The 19053-nt window shown below is 69.6% G+C and carries 19 protein-coding genes; 6 read left to right on the top strand and 13 right to left on the bottom strand.

The annotated features are described in order from the left end of the window. The first annotated feature begins 18 nt into the window (after positions 1-18). Positions 19-1023, top strand: a complete 1005-nt coding sequence (locus tag NUG21_RS01920) for an SDR family oxidoreductase (RefSeq protein ID WP_263392116.1) — start codon at positions 19-21, stop codon at positions 1021-1023. A gap of 338 nt (positions 1024-1361) precedes the next feature. Here NUG21_RS01920 and hemB read toward each other — a convergent pair whose 3' ends face one another. Together hemB and NUG21_RS01910 are read right to left on the bottom strand one after the other, a co-directional pair. Continuing rightward, complete coding sequence (gene hemB / locus NUG21_RS01915; RefSeq protein ID WP_263392115.1) at positions 1362-2354, bottom strand: porphobilinogen synthase; 993 nt, start codon at positions 2352-2354, stop codon at positions 1362-1364. A 207-nt stretch (positions 2355-2561) separates the two neighbouring features. Next, a complete protein-coding gene (locus tag NUG21_RS01910; protein WP_010340624.1) occupies positions 2562-2810 on the bottom strand; it encodes a hypothetical protein in 249 nt (82 codons plus the stop codon). Between the two features lie 197 nt (positions 2811-3007). On the opposite strand from NUG21_RS01910, the gene NUG21_RS01905 reads away from it, so the two are divergent. The 3 genes from NUG21_RS01905 to NUG21_RS01895 all read left to right on the top strand — a co-directional run bounded on the left by NUG21_RS01905 (position 3008) and on the right by NUG21_RS01895 (position 4624). Then, positions 3008-3373 carry a hypothetical protein gene (locus tag NUG21_RS01905; protein WP_019797800.1) on the top strand — a complete coding sequence of 122 codons (366 nt, stop codon included), beginning with the start codon at positions 3008-3010 and terminating at the stop codon, positions 3371-3373. Positions 3374-3537: 164 nt separating this feature from the next. Then, complete coding sequence (locus tag NUG21_RS01900; RefSeq protein ID WP_263392114.1) at positions 3538-3996, top strand: hypothetical protein; 459 nt, start codon at positions 3538-3540, stop codon at positions 3994-3996. 274 nt (positions 3997-4270) lie between these two features. Then, a complete protein-coding gene (locus tag NUG21_RS01895) occupies positions 4271-4624 on the top strand; it encodes a hypothetical protein (protein WP_160946790.1) in 354 nt (117 codons plus the stop codon). A gap of 42 nt (positions 4625-4666) precedes the next feature. On the opposite strand, the gene NUG21_RS01890 is transcribed toward NUG21_RS01895, so the two are convergent. The 4 genes from NUG21_RS01890 to NUG21_RS01875 form a co-directional block, all read right to left on the bottom strand. Further along, positions 4667-6469: a DUF885 domain-containing protein gene (locus tag NUG21_RS01890; protein WP_263392113.1), complete on the bottom strand. Its 1803-nt coding sequence runs from the start codon at positions 6467-6469 to the stop codon at positions 4667-4669. A 243-nt stretch (positions 6470-6712) separates the two neighbouring features. Continuing rightward, positions 6713-7309, bottom strand: coding sequence for a cytochrome c oxidase assembly factor Coa1 family protein (locus NUG21_RS01885; protein ID WP_263392112.1), 597 nt, complete (start codon positions 7307-7309; stop codon positions 6713-6715). Between the two features lie 51 nt (positions 7310-7360). Continuing rightward, positions 7361-9592 (bottom strand): dipeptidyl aminopeptidase 4, encoded by a 2232-nt coding sequence (locus NUG21_RS01880; protein WP_263392111.1) that lies wholly within the window; start codon positions 9590-9592, stop codon positions 7361-7363. A 70-nt stretch (positions 9593-9662) separates the two neighbouring features. Then, positions 9663-10352: a glutathione binding-like protein gene (locus NUG21_RS01875; RefSeq protein WP_019796028.1), complete on the bottom strand. Its 690-nt coding sequence runs from the start codon at positions 10350-10352 to the stop codon at positions 9663-9665. A 113-nt stretch (positions 10353-10465) separates the two neighbouring features. On the opposite strand from NUG21_RS01875, the gene NUG21_RS01870 reads away from it, so the two are divergent. Together NUG21_RS01870 and NUG21_RS01865 are read left to right on the top strand one after the other, a co-directional pair. Continuing rightward, on the top strand, positions 10466-11074 hold the full coding sequence (locus NUG21_RS01870) for a TIGR00645 family protein (protein WP_017908501.1): 609 nt from the start codon (positions 10466-10468) through the stop codon (positions 11072-11074). 171 nt (positions 11075-11245) lie between these two features. After that, on the top strand, positions 11246-12247 hold the full coding sequence (locus NUG21_RS01865) for an energy transducer TonB (RefSeq protein WP_263392110.1): 1002 nt from the start codon (positions 11246-11248) through the stop codon (positions 12245-12247). A 75-nt stretch (positions 12248-12322) separates the two neighbouring features. Here NUG21_RS01865 and NUG21_RS01860 read toward each other — a convergent pair whose 3' ends face one another. The 7 genes from NUG21_RS01860 to NUG21_RS01830 all read right to left on the bottom strand — a co-directional run bounded on the left by NUG21_RS01860 (position 12323) and on the right by NUG21_RS01830 (position 18994). Beyond that, the gene (locus NUG21_RS01860; RefSeq protein WP_263392109.1) at positions 12323-13261 is read right to left on the bottom strand and encodes a CPBP family intramembrane glutamic endopeptidase; all 939 of its coding nucleotides are present in this window, start codon (positions 13259-13261) and stop codon (positions 12323-12325) included. 144 nt (positions 13262-13405) lie between these two features. After that, positions 13406-14587 (bottom strand): ABC transporter permease, encoded by a 1182-nt coding sequence (locus NUG21_RS01855; protein WP_019797040.1) that lies wholly within the window; start codon positions 14585-14587, stop codon positions 13406-13408. Further along, positions 14584-15330, bottom strand: coding sequence for an ABC transporter ATP-binding protein (locus NUG21_RS01850; RefSeq protein WP_242081456.1), 747 nt, complete (start codon positions 15328-15330; stop codon positions 14584-14586). The genes NUG21_RS01855 and NUG21_RS01850 overlap by 4 nt, the downstream gene beginning before the upstream one ends. A gap of 31 nt (positions 15331-15361) precedes the next feature. Continuing rightward, on the bottom strand, positions 15362-16876 hold the full coding sequence (locus NUG21_RS01845) for an alpha/beta hydrolase (RefSeq protein WP_019797002.1): 1515 nt from the start codon (positions 16874-16876) through the stop codon (positions 15362-15364). Positions 16877-16966: 90 nt separating this feature from the next. Beyond that, the gene (locus NUG21_RS01840; RefSeq protein WP_010340539.1) at positions 16967-17167 is read right to left on the bottom strand and encodes a type II toxin-antitoxin system RelB family anti-toxin; all 201 of its coding nucleotides are present in this window, start codon (positions 17165-17167) and stop codon (positions 16967-16969) included. Further along, entirely contained in the window at positions 17164-17742 is a 579-nt protein-coding gene (locus tag NUG21_RS01835) for a hypothetical protein (protein WP_019797003.1), read from the bottom strand. Before NUG21_RS01835 ends, NUG21_RS01840 begins: the two co-directional genes overlap by 4 nt. 541 nt (positions 17743-18283) lie before the next feature. Next, on the bottom strand, positions 18284-18994 hold the full coding sequence (locus NUG21_RS01830) for an FAD-binding oxidoreductase (RefSeq protein WP_263393013.1): 711 nt from the start codon (positions 18992-18994) through the stop codon (positions 18284-18286). Between the last annotated feature and the right edge of the window lie 59 nt (positions 18995-19053).

The following is a 19053-nucleotide window of genomic DNA, read 5'->3' as shown; positions in this document are numbered from 1 at the left end:
CCACAACGGAGCGCTGTCATGTCCTCTTCTTCTTCCACGGCCCTGGTGCTGGGCGCCAGCGGCGGCATCGGCGGCGAACTGGCGCGGCAGTTGCGCGACGCCGGCTGGCAGCTGCGCGCCCTGCAACGTGGCCTCGCCCACGCCAGCGAGGAGCGCGATGGCATCCATTGGTGCCGCGGCGATGCGCTGCAGCGGGCGGACGTGCTGCAGGCGGCACAGGGGTGCGCAGTGATCGTGCATGCGGTCAATCCACCGGGTTACCGGCGCTGGTCGGAACTGGTGCTGCCGATGATCGACAACACCGTCGCCGCCGCCATCGCCGAGCGCGCCACCGTGGTCCTGCCGGGCACGGTCTACAACTATGGCCCGGACGCCTATCCGGCGCCGGACGAAGACGCACCGCAAGCGCCGATCACCCGCAAGGGCGCGATCCGGGTGGAACTGGAGCGACGCCTGCAGGCCGCGACCGCGCAAGGCGCACGGGCGATCGTGGTGCGCGCGGGCGATTTCTTCGGCCCGCGCGTGGGCAACAGCTGGTTCGCGCAAGGGCTGGTGCGGCCGGGACGACCGGTCACGACGGTGACCCTGCCGGGCGATCCGGGCGTGGGCCACCAATGGGCCTACGTGCCGGACGTGGCGCGGACCATGCTGGCGCTGCTGCAGCGGCGCGAGCGTCTGCCGGACTTCGCCCGTCTGCACATGGACGGGCATTGGGACGCCGACGGTACGCAGATGGCCGCGGCGATCGCGCGGGTCGCGCAACGCCATGGCCTGGCGCCGCCACGCACGCGCCGCTTCCCGTGGCCGCTGCTGACCCTGGCCGTGCCGTTCTGGCCGCTGGCGCGCGAACTGCACGAGATGCGTCCGCTGTGGCGGCAGCCGCTGCGCATGCGCAATACGCGGCTGCTGGAGTTGCTCGGCGAAGAACCGCATACGCCGCTGGACGCAGCGGTGGAGGCGACGCTGCGCGGGCTGGGCTGTCTGCCGGCGGCGACGTCCTCGACAGAGCGCCACCGTGCGTAGGAGCGGCTTCAGCCGCGACCGCCCTTTCCCGGTCACGCCAGGTCGCGGCTGAAGCCGCTCCTACGAGGATCCGCGGTCGATGGACTGTGCGATCGTGCCGCTGTGGGAGCGACTTCAATTGCGAGAGGCTTCCGAGCAAACGCGTGGAGGCCGAAGGACATCTCTAGCTAACGACGGAAGACAATTCGTAGGAGCGGCTTCAGCCGCGACCAGTCGCGACCGACATGCCTGGTCGCAACCGAAACCGCTGCTACGAGGCCACCGACCTGTCCCGCTTCGCCGCGACAACGCGCGACGTCAGAGGCTCCCTGACGTCGCTCCTACAGAGACACGATCGCTCAGCGCGCCTCGCGCAACCAGCGCGCCACCTGCGGCGCGAAGTAGGTCAGCACGCCGTCGGCACCGGCGCGCTTGAACGCCATCAGCGACTCCAGCACGCAGGCGCGCTCGTCCAGCCAGCCGTTGCCGATCGCCGCCTTGAGCATCGCGTACTCGCCGCTGACCTGGTAGGCGAAAGTGGGCACGCGAAACTCGTCCTTCACCCGCCGCACCACGTCCAGGTAGGGCATGCCGGGCTTGACCATCACCATGTCCGCGCCCTCTTCCAGGTCCAGGGCGATCTCGCGCAGGGCCTCGTCGCCGTTGGCCGGGTCCATCTGGTAGGTGGTCTTGTCGGCCTTGCCGAGGTTGCCGGCGCTGCCCACGGCCTCGCGGAACGGGCCGTAGAACGCCGAGGCGTACTTGGCCGAGTAGGCCATGATGCGCACGTGCAGGTGCTCGTCGGCATCCAGCGCGCGGCGGATCGCGCCGATGCGCCCGTCCATCATGTCCGACGGCGAGACGATGTCCACGCCGGCCTGCGCGTGCGACAGCGACTGCTGCACCAGCGCCTGGACGGTGATGTCGTTGAGCACGTAGCCGCGGTCGTCGATGATGCCGTCCTGGCCGTGGCTGGTGTACGGATCCAGCGCCACGTCGGTCATCACCCCCAGCTCGGGGAAGCGCGTCTTCAGCGCGCGCACCGCGCGTTGCGCCAGGCCGTCCGGGTTCCAGGCCTCGGCCGCGTCCAGCGACTTGCCGGCCGGGTCGATCACCGGGAACAGGTCGATCACCGCGATGCCCAGTTCCAGGGCCGCCTCGGCCTCCTTCAACAGTTCCTCGATCGACAGGCGCTCCACGCCGGGCATGGAGGCGATCGGCGTGCGCCCGGGCACGTCGTGCACGAACACCGGCCAGATCAGGTCGTCGACGGTGAGGGTGTGCTCGCGCATCAGGCGGCGCGAAAAGGCATCGCGGCGCATGCGCCGGGGGCGATAGTGGGGATGGGCCACGTGCAGGCTCCTGGGTGGGCGGATTCTGGGAGGCCGCGCCGGTCGCACGGGCCGATGCCGCCAAGGCACCGCAGGCCGCGCCGCCGGCACCGGCGTGAACGCAAGGCGGCCCGCGAGCGGCGCCGTCGGCTGCGCATGTTACTCCCGCCGACGTGGCCCGCCGCATGGGATGGTGCAACACAGCATGCCGGTCGCCCGGCCTGCGGCTCAGATCACGCCGCCGCCCAGGCTCAGCCGGATCACCCCGACCACGATCACCAGCGCATTGAGCATCAGGCCGGTCTTGGCGCGGCCGCGGTTGGGCGCGGCGGTGAACAGCAGCCCGATCGCGGCGATCAGCGCACCGACCGCGGCGAACGGGATCAGGAACCAGTTGCCCCAGCCGAGCAGCGGGATGAAGGCCAGGATCATCCACAGCAACGCCACGATGCCCCACAGCAGACTGATCAGGCCCATGCCGGCCTCCATACGAATGTCAGCCTGCACGATAGCGCACTGCAGAGGCTGGCGCGGCGCGTCCGCCCGGCTGATAGCGGGCAGTCCCCGCTGACCGCGCAACGGATCGCCCAGGCAACACGGGTAGGGGATGCACGCACTGGATCGTCTTTATGCGGGACGGGAACCCTGGACCGTCCCCCATCGAGGAGCAGCCCATGAAGCGCTGGATATGGAGTTTCGCCATCTGCCTACTGTCGTTCCCCGCCGTCGCCGAGCCCGTCTACAAGAAGCTCGTGTGCCGCGACAACGACCCGTTCGTGTTCTGTACCCAAGGCTGCAAGGGCGTGGACAAGAACTGGAGCCCGGTCGACCCGATCAGCGGCTCCTGGCAAGCGGACCCCGGGTATTGCTTGCGGCCAAGTCCGGTGCGCTGCTGCAAGCACGGTTCGCACTGCGGCGCGTGGACGCCCACCGCGATCGTGGCCGTCAGGCAGTACGAAGACATCTGTCCTGCCGCCGTCACCCAAGGCGACTGGACGGACCCGAGCCGGCGTCCGGAGAACGTGCCCTACGAGCACTGACGATCATGCCGCTGCACGACCGACGCAGCGGCGTGCTGCCCCGCCAGACGCCCTGACCTTGGCATGGGGATCACGCCCGCCCTGCCAGGGTGACGGCGGCGGGTTCGGCGCGATTCACCCGGCCCGCCTATGATCGCGTGAGATCCGAATACGGGGGTAAGGCCATGACTGTCCGACCGTTGCTGCCGCTGGCGCTGCTGCTGGCCCTGAGCGGCTGCGCCAGTTCCTCCAAGGTGATGGTCGGCGCGGCACGCCCGCCGATCGATCCGGCGCTGGTGCAGATCTACTCCGCGCCGCCGCCCGGAGCGATCGACATCGCCCAGTTGGAGGCCTCCAGTGCGGCCGGCTTCGGCACCCAGGGCCAGACCGACGCAGCGGTGGACCGGCTCAAGCGCGACGCGGCCAAGCTCGGCGCCAACGGCGTGGTGCTGATGGGCGTGGGCTCGCAGCGCTCCGGCGGCGGCCTGTCGGTCGGCGCGGGCAGCTACGGCGGCCACGTCGGCGGCGGGCTGGGCATCGGCATCCCCACCACGCAGAAACGCGCCGCCGGCATGGCGATCTGGGTGCCGCCGGGGGCGGCGGCGCCGGCGGCACCGCAGCCTGCGGCGCCGCCCGGTCGCTGAATTTGGTCAGGCAGGCCAGCGGCCGGTGGCCTACCCGGCCGATGCGCCGGCGCAGGCGAACCCACTGATCACCCGAAGCGGGTCATCCGGTCTGCCCTGGCCAGCAGGGTGGGCCCATGGACCGTGCCCTCCGCCACTGAAACCCTTGCTAAGCTATTTGCGGGCAAAATCGGCTGGACCCGTCGCGGGTCCGGGGTCGGGATGCCGCTCGCCACGCAACGACACGTTTGGTCCGAACGTTTGGGATGGACCGCTTTCGACAGAGGGAAGGGTGATGAAAAAGCTGATCTGGATTCTGGTTGCGTTCCTGGGGATGCAGGGTGCCGCTAGCGCGCAACAGGTCTACGAAGACCTGTCTTGTCGTTCCAACGATCCGTTCGTGTTCTGTACGCAAGGCTGCAAATCGCCCAACCGACATTGGAAACCTGTAGGTGCCGGCAGCGGATGGGCGCCGATTCCGCCCTACTGCCCCTACCCCACGGTCGTCAGCACCAAGTACTGCAAAGGGTGGTCCGTCATTGCGTACAACGCATGGTTCGAACGCCAGCGCATCTGCCAGGTAGGCGGCGGTAAGGCTAGCGACTGGACGGGACGGCAGCGCCCCGAAACTGATCCGGGAAATCACTGACAGCCGCAGCCTGTCCGATGTCGACGGTGATCGCAAGCGCGCTCACTTGCGCTGTGACGGCACGAACGCCTCGTCCACCGCCGCGGCCAGCTGATCCGGGGGCAACAACCCCTGGTCCAGCAGGAAGTTATTGAACTTCAGCCGGTCGAACCTGGCGCCCAGCGCCAGCTCGGTGCGCATGCGCAGTTCCAGGATGCGGCTGTAGCCGTAGAAGTAGCTGCCGGCCTGCCCGGGGGCACGCACCATGTAGCGGTCCAGCTCCTGCCGCGCCATCGCCGGCGACAGGCCGACCTCGTTCTCCAGCACCAGGCGCGCGCGCTCGCGGTCGATCAGGCCGAGGTTGAGCATCGGGTCGAGCATCGCCCGCGCTGCGCGCAGCAGGCGGAACTGCAAGGCGACCAGCTGCCCGTCCAGCGGTTCATACGGCACCATCTCGGCTTCGGCGTACAGCGCCCAGCCTTCGACATTGACCGAATTGAACGCGAACAGGCTGCGCGCCAGCGACACGCCGCGCTCGACCATGGCGGTGAACTGCAGTTCGTGGCCGGGCCGGCCTTCGTGTGCGCTCAGCGTCCATGCCGCCGCGCCGAAGTTGAAGTCGTCGTAGTGCTCGCCCTTGCCGGCGCTGTCCGGATTGCCCAGCGGCAGCACGAAGGTGCCCTGCTCGCCGGTGTTGCCGACCAGTGGGGCCGGGCGGAAATGTGGCGCCGGTTGCGCAGCGCTTTCGGCCGGCGAGCCCAGGCGCATCTGCATCGGCCGCTGCGGCACGTCGACGATGTGCTGCTGGCGGATGATCGGATCGATGCGGTCGATGACGCTGCGGTAGTGGGCTTCGAGCTTGTCGTCGGGAATGGTGTCGCGCTTGAGCGCACGCAGTACCGCGCGGTAGTCGCGGGCATCGTCGCCGCGCAGGCCCTTGGCGGCGGCCACCAGCGGCGCCAGCTGCTGCATCGTCGCGCGGGTTTCCATGAACTCCAGCTGCGCGCGCTGCATCAGCACCTGCGGTGCGATATCGATACCGACCTGCTTGAGCTGGAACGCGTACAGCTCGGGCGGCAGGCGTGCATCCTCGCGCGCCTGCGGCAGCACCACCGTACGCGTCCAGGTGGCGTAGTCCTGGAACTGCTGGTCCATCGCCGCCAGCGCTGCGTCTGCGCCGGCGATCTTGTACTCGGCGAACAGCGAACGAATGCCCTTGGCGTAGGTGTCGACGTTGCTCAAGGCCTGTTCGACCTCGCGCTTGGTCGGCTGCAGGAGGTTGCCGTCGGCGCGCTTCTCTTCGTAGCGTTGCCGCGCCAGCAGCAGGCTGGAGGTGCTGCCCGGCGCCAGCCCCACGTAGCGCTGCAGCCGCAACAGCGCCTTGGCGCGGCGCGCCGCCGGTACCTGCTCGGACAACAGATTGTTGATGCCGCCGAACACGTGCTGCGGCGCATCGGTCCATGGCAGCAGCAGGCGCTCGTTGAGCGTGCTGCCCTCGATGGATTGATCGGCGGCGTGGATCAGGATCGCCAGATCCTGGCGCACGTTCGGATCGCGCTCCACCTGCAGCTTTTCCTGCAGCGTGCGGCGCGCGGCGGCAGTGGCCTCGCGGAAACGCCGCGCGTTGTCGGGACCGAAATCGGAAACCTGGTCGTCGAATCCTGGCACGCCGAAGAAGCTCACTTCTTCGGCCTGGAACGGCGCCTGCGCCTGCAGCAGGATCTGCGCGAACGCATTGCTGCGCTCTACCCAGGCCGGCGCACGCGTCGCCGCTGCAGCCGGTGCGGCCGCCGCAGCCAGCGCCGGAAATGGCGAAGGCGCTGCCAGCGCCAGGGTCAGGGCGATGGCGAGAACACGTGGCTTCATGGCGCAGCTCCGACAGAATGATGTGCGGACCGTACGCGGCGCGCGCCGGATCGGCCATCTGCCGGAGGTCATGGCTGCCGGGACGCGGCGGTGCAGCATGCGGGTGGGCGGGCATCGCGGCCGCCACCGCACGCCTGCGGTGGCAACGGGAGCGCGTGATTGCAGACGTAGGGGTGCGACGTCGCACACCCATGGAGTCCATCACTGCAGCAGACCTAGGGCGGCGCAACGGCCGCCGCTCACTTACTTCTTGGTGCCGGCCTCGGCCGGCGCGACGTGGTGCGCGTCCGCCGCGGGCAGCGGCGGCGCATCGACCACCATTCCGTCCACTTGCATCCCGTCCGCCTCCTCGTCGTCGGCATCGGCGTCCTGCCCGAGCGCATCGAGCAACGGGATCGCTTCACCCGCATCCGGCAATACCTGCAAGGTGGTGTAGTGCCACTCGCCCGCATGGCGTTCGGCTTCGATGTACAGGGTGCCGTTGGCGCGGCTGCCGTGCAGCGACACGCTCAGCTCGGCATTGCCACTGCCACCGCCGCTGCTGTTGAAGCTGCCGCTGGGCATGATGCCGTCCTTGATCGGCGCGCCCAGCGCGGCCGCCACGCGCGGATCGCGTTGCGCGGCCATCACGCCGACCCGGTACGGCTCGGACGACTTGGTGACGCGCGCGATACCGAGCACGAACACCGCGATCGACGCCAGCAGCAGGGCGCCGAGCACCAGCACGATCAGCGGCACCGCCCACTTCCAGTGCCTCGACCACCAGCCGCGCTTGGCCGGTGGCAGCGCCGTGGCGGAGGCAGGACCGGGCGTCCCGGGCAGTGGCGGCGGACTCGACATGACGTCACTCCTTGTCGTGCGAAAGCGGAAAGGTGAAATGCAGCGGCGCGCTCAAGGCTTGAGGCAGCGCGCCAGGAACGCCTCGGTGGTGCGGTAGCGATGCAGCGCGTTGCTGCCGGACAGGCCGTGCTTGGCACCGGGATAGGTCATCAGCTCGAACAGCTTGCCGCGCTTCTGCAGTTCGCTCATCAGCGAGGTGGAGTTGGTGAACAGCACGTTGTCGTCGGCCATGCCGTGCAGCAGCAGCAATTGCGAGGTCAGCCCGTCCAGGTGCGCGGCCACGCGGCTGTCGCGGTAGCCGTCGGGATTGGCCTTGGGCAGGTTCATGTAGCGCTCGGTGTAGTGGCTGTCGTACAGGCCCCAGTCGGTGACCGGCGCGCCGGCGGCGCCGCAGGCATAGGCCTCGCTGTGCTTGGCCAGCAGCATCAGGGTCATGTAGCCGCCGTTGGACCAGCCGTACACGCCGATGCGCGCCGCATCCACCCACGGCTGCGCCTTCAGCCAGGCCACGCCGCGCAACTGGTCGTCCACTTCCACGGTGCCCTGGTGCTGGTACAGCGCACCGCCGAAATCGCGGCCGCGGCGCGGCGTGCCGCGGTTGTCCAGCGAGAACACCACATAGCCGTGCTGGGCCAGGTACTGGTCGAACAGCGCATCCCCGCGGCCGGGCCAGCCATCGACCACGGTCTGCGCGGCCGGGCCGCCGTACACGTAGACCACCACCGGATAGCGCTTGCCCGGATCGAACCCGTCCGGCTTGATCAGCCGGTAGTGCAGCGGGGTCTTGCCGTCGGCGGCGATCATGGTGCCGAACTCGACCGGACGCTGCGCGGCGCGGTAGGCGGCATAGGGATGCTGCGGATCGGCCAGGTCGTTGACCAGCAGGGTGGCGATCTTTTCGCCATTGGCGCGGAACAGCTCGATCTGCGGCGGCGTGGTGGTGTTGGACCAGCTGTCGACATAGACGCTGGCGTTCTTGGCGAAGCTGGCCGCATGCGTGCCGTTGGGCTTGGACAGCTGCTCGATCGCGCCGCCGGCCAGCGGCACCGCGTAGAGCTGGGTCTGGGTCGGCGACGCCTTGGTCGCGGAGAAGTAGACCTTGCCGGCGGCCTCGTCCACCGCCAGCAGTTCGTCCACCACCCACTCGCCCTGGGTCAGCGGACGCAGCGTGCGGCCGTCTTCCGACGCCAGGTACAGATGCTCGTAGCCGCTGCGCTCCGACCCCCAGACGAAGCGCCCGTCCTTGAGGAAATGCAGGTCGTAGGTGAGCGGCACCCAGGTCGGGCTGGTCTCGGTGATCAGCACGCGCTGCTTGCCGCTGGCCAGGGTCGCCTCGATCAGCTCCAGGCGTTTCTGGTCGCGCGACTGGCGCTGGAAGGTCAGCCGTTGCGGATCGCGCCAGTCCACGCGCGCCAGGTAGATGTCCGGGTTCTTGCCCAGGTCGATCCACTGCGGCTGCGCGCCGGCACGCGGCGCGATCACCCCGAGCTGGATCTTGACGTTCGGCTGCCCCGCCTGCGGATAGCGCTGCTCCACCACCTCGGTATGGTCGGCATAGACCTCCGGGCGCTTCTGCACCGGCACCTCGGTTTCGTCGATGCGCGCGAAGGCGATCGCCGAGTCGTCCGGCGCCCACCAGTAGCCGGTGTGGCGGTCCATCTCTTCGTCGGCGACGAACTCGGCCACGCCGTTGCCGATGGTCTCGCTACCGTCGCGGGTGAGCTGGTGCTGCTGGCTGCTGGCCAGGTCGATGACCCACAGGTTGCGCCCACGCACGAAGCTGACGTAGCCGCCCTTGGGCGAGATCTTCGGGTCGGTGACGAAGCCTTCGCCGTGGGTGAGCTTGCGCACCGCCGCGCTGCCGGTCTTGCTCAGGTCGTACAGGTACAGCTCGCCGCCGAGCGGGAACAGCAGCGCATGCGCGTCCGGCGCCCACTGGTACTCGACGATGCCGGTGTAGGCGGCGATGCGCTGGCGCTCGCGGCGCGCCTTCTCCTCGTCGCTCAGGGTCTCGGTGCCGGGCAGCACCAGCTTCGAATCCACCAGCATGCGGGTCTGCCCGCTGGCGATGTCGTATTCCCACAGATCCAGCTGGTTGCGGTCGCTGTCCTTGCCGCGCAGGAAGGTCACCCGCGAGCCGTCCGGCGCCACCTTGGGCTTCATCAGGGTCGGCCCGGACAGCGGCTTGCTGCCGGTGATGGCTTCCAGGGTCAGTTTCTCGGCGTGGGCGGGAACGATGGGGGTGGCGAGCATGAGGGCGAGAGCGGCGAACAGAGAGCGCATGAAGGTTCCTGATGGAGCACCGAGCGCACGGATGATGCGCGTGCGCCCGGGATTTGAGAAGCGCGCCGGCTCAGCGCTGCCCGAACAGGTGCTTGCGCTCGGCGTCGCTGAGCGGCTTGCCCGCGTTCGGGTTCACCTGCTCCTTCAAGGCGTAGGCGCGCTGGGTGGCCGGGCGCGCGGCGATGGCATCGTGCCAGCGCTTGAGGTGCGGGAAGGCGGCGTAGTCGGGGGTCAGGCCGTTGTACACCTCGATCCACGGATAGCTGGCCATGTCGGCGATGCCGTAGGCGTCGCCGGCCAGGTAGGCGCTGCGCGCCAGGCGCTTGTCCAGCACCCCGTGCAGGCGCCGCACCTCGTTGCCGTAGCGCTCGATCGCATAGCCGATCTTCTCCGGCGCATAGACGTTGAAGTGGCCCATCTGCCCGGTCATCGGGCCGAGGCCGGCCATCTGCCAGAACAGCCATTCCAGTGCGACCACGCGCCCGCGCGGATCGGCCGGCAGGAAGCGGCCGGTCTTCTCGGCCAGGTACAGCAGGATCGCGCCGGACTCGAACACGCTCTGCGGCGCGCCGCCGTCGGCCGGGGCGTGGTCGACGATGGCCGGCATCTTGTTGTTGGGCGAGATCGCCAGGAACTCCGGCGCGAACTGCTCGCCGGCGCCGATGTTGACCGGCTTGAGCGTGTAGTCCAGCCCGGCTTCCTCGAGGAACAGGGTGACCTTGTGGCCGTTGGGGGTGGGCCAGTAGTACAGATCGATCATGGCGGCGGTCCTGGACAGGGGACCCCGAGTGTAGCCGCGCCCCCCGGCTTGGCAGCGTCACCGCCGGCCGGGTACCCTGGCCGCTCCCGCAACGCAGCATTCCAGACCACGCCATGACTCCCGAGCGGCCTCGCCTGCATCCCCTGTCCAACCTGATCTTCGCCTCGCGCTGGCTGCAGTTGCCGCTGTACCTGGGGCTGATCGTGGCCCAGGGCGTGTACGTGTTCCTGTTCGGCAAGGAGCTGTGGCACCTGATCCACGAGGCGCCGAGCCTGGGCGAGCAGCAGATCATGCTGATCGTGCTCGGCCTGATCGACGTGGTGATGATCTCCAACCTGCTGGTGATGGTGATCGTCGGCGGCTACGAGACCTTCGTGTCGCGGCTGGGCCTGGAAGGCCACCCGGACCAGCCGGAGTGGCTGAGCCACGTCAACGCCAGCGTGCTCAAGGTCAAGCTGGCACTGTCGATCATCGGCATCTCCTCGATCCACCTGCTCAAGACCTTCATCGCGGTCGGCGCGCTCGGCGGCATGCCGATGTGTTCGCCGGAGCAGCTGGCCAGCGCCGTGGGCACCGTGGATCTGAAGAGCTGCGCGACGCTGACCGCCACCGGCGTGCTGTGGCAGACCATCATCCACGGCATCTTCATCCTGTCGGCGATCGGCATCGCCTGGACCGACCGGATCATGTCCGCGTCCGCGCCGGCGCGCCCGGCGCATTGACGGACGCGCGCAGCGTCACGCTTTTTGCCGCATGGCAGCGTCTGCCACGCACGCGGCGGCCGCGGATGCTAGATTGACCGATGGGGTGCGCTGGCGGCATGGGGGCCGCAGCACCGCGAACGCACCGCCGTCGCATCGTTGATTGCCAACACCGGGGATTCAGGGGGACGCATGTCGCAACTCACCACATTCGCCAAGGCGCGCCGTGTCGCGCCGGTCCTGTTGCTGGCCGCGCTGGCGGCCTGCTCCAAGCAGGACGAGACCGCACCACCCAGCGCCACGCCGGCCACCGCCGCAGCCAACGCAGCGGCGACGCCGGCGGTGTCGGCCAAGGTGCAGTCGATGGGCACCGAACAGTTGCACGACTCGGCCAGCCAGGCGCTGCGCGAGAACCGCATGTACGCGCCGGCCGGCAACAACGCGGTCGAGTACTACCTGGCGCTGCGCGACAAGCAGCCGGACGACGCGGGAGTCAAGAGCGCGCTGACCGACCTGATGCCGTACACGCTGATCGCCGCCGAACAGAGCATCAACCGCGAGGATTTCCCGGAGGCCCAGCGCCTGATCGGCCTGATCGAGAAGATGGATCCGCAGGCGCCGGCCCTGCCGCGGCTCAAGCAGGGCATCAGCAAGGGCATGGAGGCCGTGGCCCAGCGCAGCCAGGACGAGACCGACAAGGCCAAGAAGGACGCCGAGCAGAAGGCCAAGCTCGCGGCCGAGCAGCAGAAGCAGGCGCAGCAGCAGGCCAGCGAAGCGCAGGCGGCGCAGCAGATCGCCGCACAGCAGGAGGCCGCGCGCCGCGAGAGCGCACGCCAGGAGGCCGAACGCCAGGCCGCCGCGCGCCCCGCCACGCCCGCCGCGACGCAACCGACGCCGGCACCTGCCGCGGCACCCGCGGCCGCGCCGGCGGCCACGGCGCAGACCCTGCGCCCGATCAGCACCCCGGCCCCGCGCTATCCGCCCGAAGCCCTGCGCTCGGGGACGGCCGGCGAAGTGCTGGTGGAGATCACCGTCGGCACCGACGGCGCGGTCACCAATGCCCGCGTCCTGCGCTCCACGCCGCCGCGGGTGTTCGACCGGGAGGCATTGAACGCGACCAAGCGCTGGCGCTTCGAGCCGGTCAGCGCCCCGGTGACCACCCGCCGGACGCTGGCGTTCAATCCCGGCGGTTGAGCCGCCGTTGACGCGTGCCCGGCCACCGTGGCCGGGCACGCCGCATCGCCAGGCGCGGCACCCGCGCGAAAACGCTCAGGACACTGGCGCACTATCCGCACGGCGCCCGGGCGCGCCGAAGCGCCCCTTGCGCCAGGCCACCCAGGTCGCGATCGCGCCCACCACCGTGCAGACCAGCAGGCCCGGCAGCGATGCTTCCGGGCCGAACGCGCCGCCGCTCAGCCAGTCCGGCATCCCGGCCTGCACCGTGCTGCGCGCGATCGCCTGGCCCATGTCGGTGCCCGACACCGCCGCGCCGAACAGATAGCCCTGGGTGAAGTTCCAGGCCGCATGCACGCCGATGGACACCCACAGCCGGCCGGTGAGCACGTAGAAGGCGCCCAGCATGATGCCGGCCTCCACCGCGATGCAGAGCGCGGCGAACACGCTCGCGTTCGGATTGCCGAGGTGGGCCAGGCCGAACAGCGCCGCCGACAACGCGAACGCCAGCCAGGGACCGAACGCGCGCCACAGCAGCCGCAGCAGGATCGCGCGCAGCATCAGTTCTTCCACCACGCCGGCCTGCAGTGCCTTGCCGAGCGCCCCCCACGCCGGCGCCGGCCCGGTCCAGCGGATCGCGTACACGCCCAACGCCACCATGAGCGCCATCACCATCGCGAACATCGCCGCGCCCAGCAGCAACCCCAGGGTCAACTGCGATGGCATCGCGCGCCAGGCGAGCTCCGCCGGCCAGCGCCGCTCGCCCAGGCGGACCGCCACGGCGTAGAGGATGGCGGCCATCGATGCCGTGGCATACGGTGCGAGTTGACCCGCGCCCGGCGGCAGGAGCCTGCCGCACAGCAGCGGCACCGCCACTGCCACGACCACCATCAGCGCCAGCAAGGCGACCGCCCAGGCCACCGCCCTCAGCCAGCGCAGCATGCCCGGCTGCAGGATGCGCGCCTCGCCCAACACCAGCAGGCGCGTGCGGTCGGCGGCATGCGTTGCAGGCGCATCGTGTGGATCGGAAGACATGCAAGGCTCGCTGCGGGTCGGGGTACAGGAAGGCGGATGCAGCCGCCGTGCGGGAACGCCATGCGCATCGCGGTCGCGTGTTCGCACGGCGACCGCGACCAGGGCGACGCAGCGCGCGGCGCTTGTCCGCGCGCTGCTGGCGGCTTAGGCGGAGATCGCCAACTGCTCCTGCCGGTAGCGGCGCACCGCCGCCAGCCACAGCACCGCGGCCGGGCCGAAGCCGGTGAGCAGGTAGACCGCCCAGATCTGCGGATCGATCGCCTCGCGGCGGATGATCTTCATCAGCATCTGGTTCTGCGCCAGGAACGGCACCGCGAATTGCCACAGCGTGGTCTTCAGCGGATACACCATCAAGGCGTAGCCGGGCAGCATCGGCAGCAGCATCAGCCAGGTCATGTGGCTCTGCGCTTCCTTCATGCTCTTGGCCGAGGCCGCCAGGTAGGTCAGCAGCGAGGTGCCGATGAACAGCATCGGCAACAGCACGAACAGCATCTGCAGCATCGCCACGAAGCTGACGTTGAGCTGGCGGCCGATGCCGCTGGCCACCTGCGCGCTGAGCTTGAACGCGAGCAGGGTCAGCAGCAGCGACACCAGGCCGACCACGCAGGCCGCGGCGATCTTGCCGCTGACGATGGCGCTGCGCGAGGCCGGCGTGGCCAGCAGCGGCTCCAGCGATTGCCGCTCGCGTTCGCCGGCGGTGGCGTCGAGGATCAGGTAGGCGCCGCCGATGAACGAGGTGATGGTCAGCAGCACCGGCAGCAGCATCGCCAGCAACGCACCGCGCTTGGCCTCGGGCGTGGCCAGGTCCTGCAGCGCCACGTCCAGCGGCCGCGACACCTGCGAATCGATGCCGCGCGCCAGCAGGCGCAAGGCACCGACCTGCTGGCCGTACATGCTCAACGCGGCCTGCACGCGCTGGGTCGGGATGTCGGCATCGCGGCGGGTGCTGTCCTTGATGATCTCCACCAACGCCGGGCGTCCTTCGTGCCAGGCGTTGGCGTAGTCCTCGTCGATCTTCAACGCCAGGTCCACGTCCTGGCTGCGGATCGCACTGGTCAGGTCCTTCGGCGGCGCGACCGCGTTCAGGCCTTGCGCGGCGAGGAAGGCGACCAGGTTCGGCGCGCGTTCGCGGCCGATCACCGGAATGTCCAGCGGCTTGTCGATCTGCGTGCGCACGCGGCTCTCGGCCAGCGCGCCCATGCCCAGGATCAGCGCCGGGTACAGCAGCGGCCCCAGCAGCAAGGCCAAGGCCAGGGTGCGGCGATCGCGCGAGAGGTCGCGCAATTCCTTGCGCATCACGGTGAATACGGTACGGAGCAGGCTCATGCGTGCAGTCCCTCGTCGCTGCCGATCGCCTTGACGAAGGCGTCTTCCAGATTGGGTTCGCCGGTGAGGGCGCGCAGTTCGTCAGCGGTGCCGGCGGCCACCACCGTGCCCTTGGCGATGATCACGATGCGATCGCACAGCGCCGCCACCTCCTGCATGATGTGGCTGGAAAAGATCACGCAACGCCCTTCCTCGCGCAGCTCGCGCAGGAACCCGCGCAGCGCCCGCGTGGTCATCACGTCCAGGCCGTTGGTGGGTTCGTCCAGGATCACGTTGCGCGGGTCGTGGACCAGCGCGCGGGCGATCGCGGTCTTGGTGCGCTGGCCCTGGCTGAAGCCTTCGGTCTGGCGGTCGAGGATGTCGTCCATGTCCAGCGCCTTCGACAGCAGCCGCGTGCGCTCGGCGATACGGGCCGTCGACAGTCCGTGCAGCTCGCCGAAGTAGGCGATGTTCTCGCGCGCGGTCAGCCGCTTGTACACGCCACGCGCATCCGGCAGCACGCCCAGCGCGCGCCGCACCGCCATCGGATCCTGGCCCACGTCGACGCCGTCCACGCGCACCTGCCCCTGGTCCGGCGCCATCAGCGTGTACAGCATGCGCAAGGTGGTGGTCTTGCCGGCGCCGTTGGGGCCGAGCAAACCGGTGATCTGGCCGTCGGCGGCCTGGAAGCTGACCCCTTGCACGGCCTGCACGGCGCCGGCGCGGGTCTTGAATGCCTTGTGCAGATTGTCGGCGACGATCATGCCTGCCCCTCCCTGTCGAACGCTGCGCAGCTCATGGTTCCCATCCGTTGAATGAAGTGAAGGCCGGCACGCCGCTCATCGCGTCCAGGCAGGTGGCATCGAGGTGCTTGGCATCGGCGGTCTCGAAGAACTGGCCGAGCAGCTTGGGCATGCAGCCCAGGGTCATGGTGCCGTGGCCCTGGCCGCGCACCACCAGGTGGCGGCCGTTGGGCAGGCCCTTCAGCACGCGCTCGGCGTAACGCGGCGGCGTCACCGGATCCAGCTGGCCGGAGGTCAGCAGCACCGGCAAAGTGGAGGTGAATGGCGCGGTGAAGTCGGCCGGCCGGGTGCCGGTCGGCCACACCGGGCATGGCGCGAAGAACATCTGCGCCACGTCCGGGCCGAGCAGCGTGTCGTGCGTCTGCGGCGCGCGATAGCGGTCGGCGTCCTCGGCGCAGATCACCGACCACTGCATGCCGCGGTTCATCTGCCCGTCCAGTTGCCCGCCCATCATCCGCGCCAGCGACATCAGCGGCCCGTAGCGGCCGTTGGCGGCTTCGTCCAGCACCAGCGGCAGCAGCGACGCGGTCTGTGGTGCGTAGGAGAACGAGAACGCCAGGCTGGTGACGGTGTCGGCGGTGACACGGTCGTGGCGGCTCTCGCCGCTGGCCGGATCGCGGTAGTCCACCTCCACCGGTGCCTGCCGCAGCCGCTCCACCACCGCGCGCAACTGCGTGCGGGTATCGGTGGGGAAGCGCTTGGCGCAGGCCGGGTCGGCCTTGCACTGCTCGGCCTGCAGGGCGATGGCATCCTCGAAGGTGGTGGCGAACTCGCCGCCGACCACCAGGTCGTTCGGCGCCACGCCATCGATGACCACGCTGCGCACGTGCGGCGCGTAGCGGCGCGCGTACTGCTGGGCGACGCGGGTGCCGTAGGAACCGCCGATCAGGTTGATCTTGTCCACGCCGAGCGCGGCGCGCACCGCATCCAGATCGCCGATCGCCTGGGTGGTGGTGTAGTAGCGCGGATCGGCGCGGCCCTGCAGCGACTGCGCGCAGCGGCGGGCGTAGTCGACCAGTTCGTTCGCGGTGGGCGCGCGCGCCGGATCGGCCAGCGGCATCTCCTTGCCGTCCGCGCCCAGGCAGCTCAGCGGATTGGACTGGCCGGTACCGCGCTGGTCGATCAGGAACACGTCGCGGCGCTTGCGGGTCTCGCGCAGCGCCATGTCGACGATGCTGGCGACCTGGGTGGCGGCCTGGCCGGGGCCGCCGGCGAGGAAGAACACCGGATCCGGGTCGCTGCCGCCCTCGCCGGTGATCGGCAGCCAGGCGATGTTGAGTTCGATCTTGCGGCCGTTCGGCGCCGCCGGATTCTCCGCCACCGGCATGCGCGCGCACTGCGCCGCGACGTTGTTGGAGGCCACCGGATTGGTCAGCGTGCACGGGTGGAAGCGCAGCGCGCCATAGCTGCGTTCGGACGACTGCGGCGTCGGTGCCTGGGCCGCCTGGCAGGCGGCGAGCAACAGGGTCGCCGCCGCGATGGCGAACGGCCGGGAGGGGTGTCGCATGGTTCGCATCCTTGAGTTCATGGCTTGCAGAATGCCATGCCGGAACATGGCGTCGTCGGGGCCCGGTGGGGCATGGAACGGAGTGCGCGCTTACTCGGCCTCATCGAACAGGAACACCTGCTCGATGCTGTGCGCGAACAGCCGCGCGATACGGAACGCCAGCGGCAGGCTCGGATCGTACTTGCCCGTCTCCAGCGCATTGATGGTCTGTCGCGACACGCCCAGCCGCTCGCCCAGTTCGCCCTGCGACCAGCCGTGCGCCTCGCGCAGTTCGCGGATGCGGCTGTTCATTGGTAGCGGCGCGCGTTCGCGACCTTGACCACCCCATAGGTCGCGCACAGCGCCGGGAACACCCACAGCATCACGCTCGAGGCCGGCACCGCGATCACCTGCGCCGCCTGCAGGAAGCCGGCCGCCATGTAGACGCCGCAGATCAGCCCGGCGGCGATGGCGATGGACTCCAGTTCGATGCGCCGCTGCAGTTCGTCGGAGTCGCGCACGAAGCGCGCCACCGCACGGATCACCAGCGCCAGCATCAAGGCCGGCAGCAGCGCGACCACCACGCGCAGCCAGTGCGCGTCGACGCTGTCGAGCAGGCGCTTCCAGAACAGCATCACCACCACATAGGCGCCCATTGGCGGGAAGAACTCGCGGTAATAGCGCCGCGCCAGCGCCCGCGGCGCACTGTCGGCCAGGCTGCCCCGCGACCACCACATCAACAGCGCCATGAACAGGCCGCCGATGCCGACGCCCATGCATACCCCACGCAGATACTCGCTGCCGCCGAGCGGCAGCCAGGCGGCCGCCGCCAATAGCGCAAGACTCACGCACAGCACCACGATCGCGTTGCGCCTGCAGTTGCCCATCACTGTCCCCGATTCTCAGCCGATCCCCGATCCGACACCGTTGCGGCTGCCGCTCCTGTCGTGCCGACCTTGTCCCCTGTCAAGCACGCTTGACAGGAGAATGCGCGCAGCGGGAACGACTGTCAAGCGTCCTTTACAGATCGAGCGAAAGCATCATGGGCCGGCACAACTGGCCCCTCTCCCACCGGAAGAGGGGTTGGCGTGAGTAAGGCTGCGAAGCGCACCCGACGCTGCGGGAGCATGCGGCTTCGCCCCGGGCAGGCGTTCCCGACGAGGCGGTCGCGGCTGAAGCCGCTCCTACGCAGGATGCCCGCGCGGACGGCAACCACCATTGGCTGTTGACCTGTCCGGATGAGACGAAGACAAACCCAGACGGCGCGAGTAGCCCCTCTCCACCGGGAGAGGGGTTGGGGTGAGGGTAAGCGCGCGAAGCGCACCCGGTGCTGCGAGAACGCGCGGCTTCGCCCCCGGCAGACATTCACGGTGAAGCGGTCGCGGCTGAAGCCGCTCCTACGAGCGAACGCCGCGCCGGCGGCAGCCGCTACTTGCTGCTGACGTACTTCTCGCGGCGGATGTGCTGCACCGGCAGCCCCGCCTCCTTCAGCGCATCGAAGCAAGCGTCGACCATGTTCGGATTGCCGCACAGGTAGGCGATGTCGCCCTCGGCCTGCGGCGCGAATTCGCCCAGGAACTGCTGCACGTAGCCATGCCGCACATCGGCATGCGGCGCCTCCGGCAGTTCGCGCGAGAAGCACGGCACGAAACGGAAACCGGGATGCGCATCGGCGAAGGCACGGAACTCGTCGCCGTACAGCAGCTCGGCCGGCGTCCGCGCGCCCAGCAGCAGCACCACCTCCACACCGCGCTCGGCCATCGCCGCTTCCAGCAGCGGCAGCATCGAGCGGTACGGGGTGACGCCGGTGCCGGTGGCGATCAGCAGATAGCGACGGTTGACGTCGCCGGGCTGCAGGCAGAAGCGCCCGTACGGACCGCTGGCGCAGACCTGGCCGCCGATCTCCAGCCCCTCGAACAACGCCGTGGCCGCGCCGCCGGCGACGAAGCTGACCGCGATCTCGACGGTGGCACCGGCCGGCTGCGCCGGATCGTGGCGGGTGGCCAGCGAGTAGCTGCGCTTGGTCGCGGTGCCGTCGGCATAATGGAAGTGCACCTGCACGAACTGGCCGGGCACGAACGGCAGGGGTTGGCCGTCGTCGCGAACGAAGCGGTAGTGGCCGACGGCCGGGGCCAGCATGTGGCGATCGACCAGTTTCAGCGGGAATTGGGCAGGCACGGAGATGCAACAGTCTGTGG

Origin of the sequence: Xanthomonas sp. CFBP 8445 (assembly GCF_025666235.1) — a bacterium.
Classification (GTDB): domain Bacteria; phylum Pseudomonadota; class Gammaproteobacteria; order Xanthomonadales; family Xanthomonadaceae; genus Xanthomonas_A; species Xanthomonas_A indica.
Note: the sequence above shows the minus strand (reverse complement) of the source record. Positions and strands in the feature narration are given on the sequence as shown.